1 protein-coding gene is annotated in these 249 nt (G+C 38.6%); it reads right to left on the reverse strand.

Annotated elements, in window-relative coordinates; translation table 11 throughout:
- Nucleotides 1–249: hypothetical protein (locus tag Q4528_RS15135; protein ID WP_303522519.1), on the reverse strand; the 249-nt coding region annotated here is incomplete at both ends.

Consider the following 249-nt stretch of genomic DNA (forward strand, 5'->3'; position numbering starts at 1 on the left):
CATAAAGCGTATGCATCTGTTTTGTCATTCACACTTGTGCCAATCACTTCACCTGTTTCTTTACACTTAATCTTCTTTATGTCCCTCGCTTCTATCGTTCTGTACTCGGTTACCGCTAGATTTTCAAAGCCTTCATTCTCTAAACACTTAACATCTACTCCGCCAGTACAAATGGTGTGTGTAGATAGTGGGCGTGTATAGTTAAACGCTTTTGATACTTCATCATTATTTGCCAATACAATCTTAGGT

Origin of the sequence: Staphylococcus pasteuri (assembly GCF_030547725.1) — a bacterium.
Classification (GTDB): domain Bacteria; phylum Bacillota; class Bacilli; order Staphylococcales; family Staphylococcaceae; genus Staphylococcus; species Staphylococcus pasteuri.